The organism is Mycobacterium sp. NGS62 (assembly GCF_059812285.1).
In genome coordinates this window covers 161,437-169,863 of record NZ_JCALCK010000007.1, presented here as the reverse complement: position 1 = coordinate 169,863, position 8,427 = coordinate 161,437, and the positions used below count along the sequence as shown (strand labels likewise).

General features: G+C 65.2%; 9 protein-coding genes and 3 tRNA genes. 6 read left to right on the top strand and 6 right to left on the bottom strand.

Features of this window, described 5'->3' with window-relative positions; all coding sequences use genetic code 11:
- Positions 1-25: 25 nt before the first annotated feature.
- From AC5Y49_RS18385 to AC5Y49_RS18375, 3 genes are all read right to left on the bottom strand, one after another.
- Complete coding sequence (locus AC5Y49_RS18385; RefSeq protein WP_499889563.1) at positions 26-772, bottom strand: SDR family oxidoreductase; 747 nt, start codon at positions 770-772, stop codon at positions 26-28.
- Between the two features lie 127 nt (positions 773-899).
- Positions 900-972: transfer RNA gene (locus AC5Y49_RS18380), tRNA-Arg, on the bottom strand.
- Between the two features lie 74 nt (positions 973-1,046).
- A tRNA-Ser gene (locus AC5Y49_RS18375) sits at positions 1,047-1,137 on the bottom strand.
- Between the two features lie 87 nt (positions 1,138-1,224).
- On the opposite strand from AC5Y49_RS18375, the gene hisC reads away from it, so the two are divergent.
- Entirely contained in the window at positions 1,225-2,280 is a 1,056-nt protein-coding gene (hisC, locus tag AC5Y49_RS18370; RefSeq protein WP_499889547.1) for a histidinol-phosphate transaminase, read from the top strand.
- Positions 2,277-2,744, top strand: coding sequence for a DUF4334 domain-containing protein (locus AC5Y49_RS18365; protein ID WP_499889545.1), 468 nt, complete (start codon positions 2,277-2,279; stop codon positions 2,742-2,744). Before hisC ends, AC5Y49_RS18365 begins: the two co-directional genes overlap by 4 nt.
- On the opposite strand, the gene AC5Y49_RS18360 is transcribed toward AC5Y49_RS18365, so the two are convergent.
- Positions 2,741-3,325, bottom strand: coding sequence for a TIGR03086 family metal-binding protein (locus AC5Y49_RS18360; RefSeq protein ID WP_499889544.1), 585 nt, complete (start codon positions 3,323-3,325; stop codon positions 2,741-2,743). The two genes, AC5Y49_RS18365 and AC5Y49_RS18360, sit on opposite strands and share 4 nt — an antisense overlap.
- Before the next feature lie 23 nt (positions 3,326-3,348).
- Here AC5Y49_RS18360 and AC5Y49_RS18355 point away from each other — a divergent pair, with 23 nt between their 5' ends.
- Genes AC5Y49_RS18355 through AC5Y49_RS18345 form a run of 3 tightly spaced genes read left to right on the top strand, consistent with a single transcriptional unit; the run spans position 3,349 to position 5,549 of the window.
- A complete protein-coding gene (locus AC5Y49_RS18355; RefSeq protein WP_499889542.1) occupies positions 3,349-4,173 on the top strand; it encodes a crotonase/enoyl-CoA hydratase family protein in 825 nt (274 codons plus the stop codon).
- A gap of 38 nt (positions 4,174-4,211) precedes the next feature.
- Complete coding sequence (locus AC5Y49_RS18350) at positions 4,212-4,400, top strand: hypothetical protein (RefSeq protein ID WP_499889540.1); 189 nt, start codon at positions 4,212-4,214, stop codon at positions 4,398-4,400.
- A 42-nt stretch (positions 4,401-4,442) separates the two neighbouring features.
- On the top strand, positions 4,443-5,549 hold the full coding sequence (locus tag AC5Y49_RS18345) for an Rv2629 family ribosome hibernation factor (RefSeq protein WP_499889538.1): 1,107 nt from the start codon (positions 4,443-4,445) through the stop codon (positions 5,547-5,549).
- Between the two features lie 13 nt (positions 5,550-5,562).
- Here AC5Y49_RS18345 and AC5Y49_RS18340 read toward each other — a convergent pair whose 3' ends face one another.
- Complete coding sequence (locus AC5Y49_RS18340) at positions 5,563-6,921, bottom strand: HNH endonuclease signature motif containing protein (RefSeq protein ID WP_499889535.1); 1,359 nt, start codon at positions 6,919-6,921, stop codon at positions 5,563-5,565.
- Positions 6,922-7,053: 132 nt separating this feature from the next.
- Between AC5Y49_RS18340 and lipE the strand changes: the two genes are divergently transcribed.
- A complete protein-coding gene (lipE, locus tag AC5Y49_RS18335) occupies positions 7,054-8,313 on the top strand; it encodes a lipase LipE (protein ID WP_499889533.1) in 1,260 nt (419 codons plus the stop codon).
- Between the two features lie 8 nt (positions 8,314-8,321).
- Here the strand turns inward: lipE and AC5Y49_RS18330 are convergent.
- A tRNA-Ser gene (locus AC5Y49_RS18330) sits at positions 8,322-8,408 on the bottom strand.
- Positions 8,409-8,427: the final 19 nt, after the last annotated feature.

Here is an 8,427-nt window from a genome sequence, read left to right as displayed (position 1 = left end):
ACGGGTAATAAGCGCGCCCGACGGGCTACAACTGTTCGGCGCCACCATCGACGAACAGCTCGCTTCCGGTCATGAAACTGCTGGCATCCGAGGCGAGAAACACCACCGCCGCCGCGATCTCCTCGGGCTGGCCCACCCGCTTCATCGGCACAATGGCTGCCTGCCCATCGAGCAGGGCCTGCTGTTGGTCGGGCTGCGCCAACTCTGTAAGGCCACGTGTTTCGACAGGGCCGGGAACGATGGTGTTAACCCGGATGTTGCGGTCGACGAGTTCGGCTGCCCATGTGCGGCCGAAGGAGCGGACTGCGGCTTTGGATGCCGCGTAGACGCTGAATGAAGGTGTTCCGTTGTAGGCAGTGGTCGAGCTTGCCAACACGATCGATGCTCCCGGATTCAGCAGCGGAAGCACGGTCTGGACGGTAAAGAGCGTGCCCCCGACGTTGCGGTCGAAGGTGTCGGCCAGGTGCTGGGCAGTGATCTCTCCCAGCTGGGCATACTCGCCACCACCGGCGTTGGTGAACACCACGTCGAGGCCATTGCCGCGAGCCTTGATCGCTTCGGAAAGGGCATCGCGATCGCCTTGTTTGGTGACGTCGCTACGTATTCCAGTCGCCGAGTCGCCGATCACGCTGACCGCGTCGTCGATTGCCTGCTGGTTGCGGCCGGTGATGAAGACGTGGGCGCCCTCGGCTGCCATGGCGCGTGCTGTGGCCAGACCGATCCCGGAGGTTGCGCCCGTCACTAGAGCTGTCTTGCCGTCGAGTTGGCCGATGATGATCTCCTCGGTTACGGGTACGACTGTGTCGGAACGGCGCAGACCACTGTCGTCAAACATCGGTCAACGATGAAGCAAGGCGCCGTGAAACCGGTCGAAAAAAGGCTTCGACGTTTCGCGAAAGCGCGCCCGAAGAGATTCGAACTCCCAACCTTCTGATCCGTAGTCAGATGCTCTATCCGTTGAGCTACGGGCGCCTGTGTTCACTTGTTGTCGTACCTTTGCGGCGACCCGCTTCGCCCGGCTTACGCCGCGCTCGCGATCGCCTCGTTGGCGGAGGCGAGAGGATTTGAACCTCCGGTCCCCGGTAAGAGGACAACTCATTAGCAGTGAGTCCCATTCGGCCGCTCTGGCACGCCTCCTTGGATTTCTGAGGGTACCGGACACCGGTCGGGGTCCCGGAACCGCCGCGGAGCACAGCGTACACAGCCCCCACATATGCTGTCTAAATGCCTGCCCGCCTGCGTCCTGAGCTGGCCGAGGTGGCGGCTTACGTCGAGGGTAAGACGATCCCGGGCACGATCAAGCTGGCCAGCAACGAGACGGTGCACGGGCCGCTGCCCAGTGTGCGGGCCGTCATCGCGCAGGCCGTCGAGGACGTCAACCGCTATCCCGACAACCACAACGTCGAGCTGCGGTTGCGGCTGTCGCAGCATCTGGACTGCGGCTTCAGCCCGGAACACATCGCCGTCGGCTGCGGTTCGGTGGCACTGTGCCAACGGCTCGTCCAGGCCACCGCGTCGGTCGGCGACGAGGTGCTCTACGGGTGGCGCAGTTTCGGGATGTACCCGCTGCAGGTCCGGGTGGCCGGCGCGATTCCGGTCGAAGTTCCGCTGCGGGACGAGACATTCGATCTGTACGCCATGTTGGCCGCCGTCACCGACCGCACCCGGCTGATCTTCGTCTGCAATCCGAACAACCCGACGTCCACGGTGGTCGACCCGGATGCACTGGCCCGGTTCGTCGAGGCGGTGCCGTCGGACATCGTGATCGCCATCGATGAGGCTTACGTCGAATACATCCGCGACGGCAAGCTGCCCGACAGCCTTCAGCTGGTCCGCAGCTACAGCAATGTCGTTGTGCTGCGTACGTTTTCGAAGGCCTACGGGCTGGCCGGGCTGCGGGTGGGCTACGCGGTGGGAGACCCCGAGGTGATTACCGCCCTGGACAAGGTGGTGGTGCCGTTCACCACCACCAACGTCTCGCAGGCAGCAGCGATCGCCTCGCTGGACGCTGCCGACGAGTTGCTGGCCCGCACCGATGCGGTGGTGGCCGAACGGGAGCGGGTTTCTGGCGCGCTGCGCGCCGCCGGTTTTACCCTGCCGCCGTCGCAGGCCAACTTCGTGTGGTTGCCGCTGGCTGAGCGCACGCCGGAGTTCGTGGAGCAAGCCGCCGAGGCCAAGATCGTGGTGCGGCCCTTCGCCAACGACGGTGTGCGGATCACCATCGGCGCGCCAGAGGAGAATGACGCGTTACTGAAGTTCGCGAAAGGATGGATTTCATGAGCGACGAGCTGGCCCGCAAGAAGTTCACCGAGTTCACCGAGCGCACCGGCACCATCGACGACGCCGAACTCGACGACTACTGGGCGAGTCTGAAGCCTGCCCGCATCGACGACATGCTCGGCGAATGGAAAGGCGGCGAGTTCGTCACCGGCCACCGCATGAACGGGCAGCTGGAGAAGGCCCGCTGGTTCGGCAAGTCCTTCAACTCGGCCACCGACGTGCAGCCGCTGGTGTGTCTCGATGACGACGGCAACAAGTTCTCCAACGTCAAGATGGGCAAAGGCGAGGCCAGCCTGTGGCTGGAAGAGTTTCGTGGCGAGGTCACCGCCAGCATGGTCTACGACGGCCAACCCGTGCACGATCACTTCAAGCGGATCGACGACACCGCGGTGATGGGCATCATGAACGGCAAGGGCGTGGTCGATGACGGCCGCTACTTCTACTTCTATTTGGAGCGGGTCTAAGGCCGGGGGTGGCGACCGGTGAAGGCGACCAGACGGTCCAGCGCCGGTGCGTTGTCGGCCACGTCGACGGGGTCGTCGAACCCCACTATCGAGCGCGCCTGTGGTGTCAGATTCTTGCGTATCAGCCGTAACACGTATTCGGCCACCGACTCCGTGACGTCCACCTCATGTCCGGTCGCGGCGGCGTAATCCCACGCGTGCACCAGGAATTCGAGCGACAGGATGCCGGCGGCGGCCGCGGCGGGCAGCTCGTTCGGCCCGATGGTCACCGTGCCATCCAGACCCCGGCGGTGCCACGCGTCCAGCGCGGGCCGCGCCGCGCCGACGACCTGCCGTTCCACCGAGTCGCCGGCGTCGCGGTCGGGAAACTGTGCGCCCACCGCACCGCCGATCACGGTGATGGAGTTCAGCAGATGGTCGGTCAGCTGCGCCACGTCGTATTCCGAGCACGGCGTTGGCTTGGACAAGTCGTCGCGCGCGATCGGATGCAGCACATGTTGAAGCACGCCCAACGTGGCTTCAGCGCTGGCCAGTTCGTCGGTGGGCGGTGAGTCAGGGCCGGGCCGCAGGTCAGAGGACATGACCTCCACGGTACGGTCTGGCCATGGGTGAGCCGTACGAATCCGTCACTGTCGAGATCAAAGATCGCGTCGCGCAGGTCACGCTGATCGGACCGGGCAAAGGCAACGCGATGGGGCCGGCGTTCTGGTCGGAGATGCCCGCAGTGTTCGCGGCACTGGACGCCGACCGCGAAGTGCGGGCCATCGTCCTGACCGGGTCGGGCCCTAACTTCAGCTACGGCCTGGACATCAAGGCGATGGGTGGGTCGATCGGCTCGGTGCTGGCCGAGAGCGCATCGGCGCGCCCGCGCGCTGACTTCCACGCCGAGGTGCTGCGCATGCAGCAGGCCATCAGCGCCGTCGCCGACTGCCGCACCCCGACGATCGCGTCAGTGCACGGTTGGTGCATCGGCGGCGGCGTCGACCTGATCTCGGCGGTGGATATCCGCTATGCCAGCGCTGATGCCAAGTTCTCCGTCCGCGAGGTGAAACTCGCAATGGTCGCCGACGTCGGCAGCCTGGCTCGGCTGCCGCTCATCTTGAGCGACGGCCACTTGCGGGAACTGGCACTGACGGGCAAGGACATCGACGCCGCGCGTGCCGAGAAGATCGGTTTGGTCAACGATGTGTTCGCCGACGCCGACGCTGCGCTGTCCGCCGCGCACGCCACCGCCGCCGAGATCGCTGCCAACCCGCCGTTGACAGTGCACGGCATCAAGGATGTCCTTGACCAGCAACGTATTTCGATGGTGTCCGCGAGCCTGCGCTATGTAGCTGCGTGGAACTCGGCGTTCTTGCCGTCCAAAGACCTGTCGGAGGGTATCTCGGCAACGTTTGCCAAACGCGCGCCACAGTTCACCGGCGAGTAGGACGGTTCGGCGCGGCCGGGGTTGGGAACCCTGGGGCTATGTCTACCTACCGAGTGCTCAACCCGAAGGGCGACGTCGTCGCGACCAAGGACATCGCCAGCGCCGACGACGCGCACGCGTGGTTCGTCGACGCCAAAGCCGATAACACCGAACTCGGCTGGCGGATGGAAGTCAACATCGATGGCGACTGGCGGTTTTTCGACGACACCGAAGGCGACCGCGCCTGAGGCGGCGTTTGTCCGCCCAGTAGGCGGGCAACCCAACCGGGCATGGATTCCGAACGCTTCCGCCAGTTACTGACCACCCGCGGCCCGTTCGCATCGGTCTATTTCGAGGACTCGCACGACACTGAAGATGCCGCCACCCAGCTTGACCTCAAGTGGCGAGGACTGCGCGACCAGCTTGTCGAACAGGGCATCGACGACGCGCTGACCGCTGGGATCGAACGCGCCGTCATGGATTTGCGCGCCCCAGTCGGGCATAGCGGCCGCGCGGTGGTCGCCGGTGCTGACGGTGTCGTGCTCAACGAGCATCTGCTGCGCCCGACCGCCGCGCCGGTCGTTCGCGTGTCCGAGTTGCCCTACATCGTGCCGATCGTCGAGCAGGGCTTCGAGGACATCAATTACCTGCTCGTCGCCGTCGACCACACCGGCGCCGACATCACAGTGCACGTCGACGGCACGCTGAGCTCGGAGACTGTCGACGGCGGCGGTCATCCGGTGCACAAGGCGTCGGGCGCCGAAACCGCCGGCTACGGCGATCCGCAACTGCGCACCGACGAAGCCGGCCGCAAGAACGTCCGTGCGGTGGCCGACCGGATCGCCGAACTGGCCGACGACGCCTCGGCCGACGCCGTCTTCGTCGTCGGCGAGGTCCGGTCCCGCTCTGATCTGCTGGCCGCGCTGCCCGCGCGGGTCAGCGCGCTCGCGGTGCCGCTGCAGGTGGGTGCCCGGCACAGCGGCCACGACTTCGACGAGGTGCAGCAGGCCATCGAGGAGGAGCTGCTCAAACGCCGGTTGGCGGTACTCGACGAAGCCGCACAACGTTTCAGCGCCGAGATCGGCCGACAATCCGGGTTGGCCGCTGAAGGACTCGGCCCGGTGTGTTCGGCCCTCCGCCAGGGTGCGGTGGAAACCTTGATCATCGGCGACATCGGCGAGGCGACGGTCGTCGCCGACGAAGACCTCACGGCGGTGGCACCGAACGCCGACGTGCTCTCCGAGCAGGGCGCCGCGCCGGCCCGAACGGTGCGGGCCGACGAGGCGCTGCCGCTGCTCGCGGTGTCGATCGGGGCGGCGCTGGTCCGCACCGACGAACGCATCGCCCCGGCCGACGGGATAGGCGCGGTGCTGCGGTACGCACCGACGTTGCACTGAGCGCTGTGATCGCCTAGGCGTCTTCGTCTTTGCGTAAGAGCTTCTCGGGGTGGTGGTAGGTGTTGGTTCTGGGTTGGCCGCGATCGAGATGCGGTGGTGGAATCCATTCGGTGTCGCCGTTTTTGAGCTTGCGGGTGGTCCAGCCGTCCTCGGTGACCAGTTTGTGGTGCGGCCGGCAGCACTGAGTGAGATCGTTGACGTCAGTTTCGCGGCACTGGGAGTAGTCGGTGCAGTGGTGAGCTTCGGTGAGATACCCCGGCACGGTGCAGTTGGGGAACGTGCAGCCACGGTCTTTGGCGTGCAATACAATTCGCTGTCCGGGCGAGGCCAGCCGCTTGGTGTGATAAAGACCGATCGCTTTGCCCTTGTCGAAAATGCACAAGTAGTGATGCGCGTGTGAAGCCATCCGGATCACATCACTCATCGGCAACAGTATGCCCCCGGCGGTCAGCGCTTTACCGGCGCCGGCCTCTAACTCGGCCAGGCTGGTGGTCACGATGATCGACGCCGGTAGGCCGTTGTGCTGCCCTAAATTGCCGGATGCCAACAGCGCGCGCCCCGCGGCATTGAACGCATCGTGATTGCGCTGGCCGGCGCTGCGGGTGTCAGTCTCGATGGCTTGCTGCGACGGCGTACCACTGATGCAGGGGGTGGGGTCCTCGGGGTTGCACATGCCGGGGGCGGCCAGTTTCGCCAGCCAGGCCTCGACGGTGGCGCGGGCTTCGGGCGTGAGATACCCGGTGATCTTCGACATGCCATCGGTGTCTTGCTTGCCCAGGATCAGGGTGCGCCGCCGGGCGCGGTCGTTGTCGGTGAAATCGCCATCGGGGTTGAGGCAGTCGGTGAGTCTGTCGGCCAGTTTGGCCAGGTGATCCGGCCGAAACTCCCCACCTTGGCAAGCCAGCTGGGCTTCGGCGTGCTGGGCCGTCTCGACGTCTACCGCCTCGGGTAGCCGGTGATAGAAGTTGCGGATCACCGCCACATGCCCAGACCCGATGGTGCCGGCGCGCTGCGCCTCAGCCGTGGCGGTCAACACCGGCTCCAAGACTTCACCGGTCATCGCCCGACGTGGCCCCAGATCGGCGGCCTCCCCGATACGCCGGCAGGCTTCCCCGCGCGTGATTCGCAGCCGCTCGGCCAGCGCAAAGGACAGTTTGCCGCCCAGCTCGGCCTCGTCAGCCTGTTCGCCGATCTGGTTGATCAACGGATGCTCCACGGCCGGCAACTGACGGCGCAGTGTCTCGCAGCACTCCAGCAACGCCAACCGCTCCGGGGTGGTCAACACGTCAAAAGACAGATCCAGGGCGCGTTTGATGTCGGTCTTGAGCGCGTCGAAGACTTCGACGATCTCCTCACGACTGTTCGCCAACATGTTCGAATAATATCGTCGGGGTACGACGCTGGGCCTACCAAAATCGCAGGCTGTGGATAAAAACCGAACTGGGGATAACTCGGCGGGGGTCGCACTACGCGGTCACATCGCACTAACACGTAGCCTCGCGGGATGAGTAATTCCGACGGCGCAATCAGCGTGCCCGCCGACCTCGACGCTGTCACCGCGGTAGGCGAGGAGGACCATTCCGAAATCGATCCGAAAGCCATCGAACGGATTTGGGCGGCGGCCCGGTACTGGTACCAGGGCGGCATGCACCCGGCCATCCAACTGTGCCTGCGCCACAACGGCCGCGTCGTGCTCAACCGCGCGATCGGCCATGGCTGGGGCAATGCCCCGACCGATCCGCCCGACGCGGAGAAAATCCCGGTCACGACCGACACCCCGTTCTGCGCGTACTCCTCGGCCAAGGCCATCACCGCGACCGTCGTGCACATGTTGGCCGAACGTGGGAAGTTCTCACTCGACGATCGGGTCTGCGAATACCTGCCGACCTACACCAGTCATGGCAAGGACCGCACCACAATCCGGCACGTGCTGACGCATAGCGCCGGTGTGCCGTTCCCGACGGGACCGAGGCCGGACCTTAAACGGGCGGATGACCACGAGTACGCCCAGGAACAGCTCGGCAAGCTACGGCCCCTATACCGGCCCGGGCGAGTACACATCTACCACGCGCTGACGTGGGGACCGCTGATGCGTGAAATCGTCTATGCCGCCACCGGCAAGGACATCCGCGAAATTCTGGCCACCGAGATCCTCGACCCATTGGGCTTCCGCTGGACCAATTTCGGTGTCGCAGAACAAGATCTCCCGCTGGTCGCACCCAGCCACGCTACTGGCAGACAACTGCCTGCCCCGATTGCGGTGGCTTTCCGCAAGGCGATTGGCGGTACGGTTCACCAGATCATCCCGCTGACCAACACACCGCTGTTCTTGACGACGGTTGTCCCGTCGTCGAACACGGTCTCCAATGCTGATGAGCTTTCGCGGTTCGCCGAAATCTGGCGGCGTGGCGGTGAACTCGACGGTGTGCGAGTACTGCAGCCCGAGACGATGCGCGGTGCGGTGCGCGAATGCCGACGTCTACGACCGGATTTCGCAACCGGACTGGCTCCGCTTCGCTGGGGCACCGGATTCATGTTGGGTTCCAACAGGTTCGGGCCGTTCGGACGCCAAGCGCCGCAGGCCTATGGGCACTTGGGTTTGGTCAACGTCGCGATTTGGGCCGACCCCGAGCGCGGGCTGGCGGCCGGGCTGATCAGCAGTGGCAAACCCGGCAGGGATGCTGCGCCCAAGCGCTACACCGCGCTGATGGACCGCATCGCCGCCGAAATCCCGTCCCTCACGAAGGACGGTTCTCGCCTCTGACAAAAACGCGGTGGCGGAGGGATTTGAACCCCCGGACGGTTTTAGCCGTCTCTCGCTTTCAAGGCGAGTGCATTAGGCCGCTCTGCCACGCCACCGCCGATAAGGGTAGCGGGA

Excerpts from the sequence above, each read along its gene's own strand:
- hisC (WP_499889547.1), top strand. The coding sequence starts at position 1,225 with ATGCCTGCCCGCCTGCGTCCTGAGCTGGCCGAGGTGGCGGCTTACGTC.
- AC5Y49_RS18365 (WP_499889545.1), top strand. The coding sequence starts at position 2,277 with ATGAGCGACGAGCTGGCCCGCAAGAAGTTCACCGAGTTCACCGAGCGC.
- AC5Y49_RS18360 (WP_499889544.1), bottom strand. The coding sequence starts at position 3,325 with ATGTCCTCTGACCTGCGGCCCGGCCCTGACTCACCGCCCACCGACGAA.
- AC5Y49_RS18355 (WP_499889542.1), top strand. The coding sequence starts at position 3,349 with ATGGGTGAGCCGTACGAATCCGTCACTGTCGAGATCAAAGATCGCGTC.
- AC5Y49_RS18350 (WP_499889540.1), top strand. The coding sequence starts at position 4,212 with ATGTCTACCTACCGAGTGCTCAACCCGAAGGGCGACGTCGTCGCGACC.
- AC5Y49_RS18345 (WP_499889538.1), top strand. The coding sequence starts at position 4,443 with ATGGATTCCGAACGCTTCCGCCAGTTACTGACCACCCGCGGCCCGTTC.
- AC5Y49_RS18340 (WP_499889535.1), bottom strand. The coding sequence starts at position 6,921 with ATGTTGGCGAACAGTCGTGAGGAGATCGTCGAAGTCTTCGACGCGCTC.
- lipE (WP_499889533.1), top strand. The coding sequence starts at position 7,054 with ATGAGTAATTCCGACGGCGCAATCAGCGTGCCCGCCGACCTCGACGCT.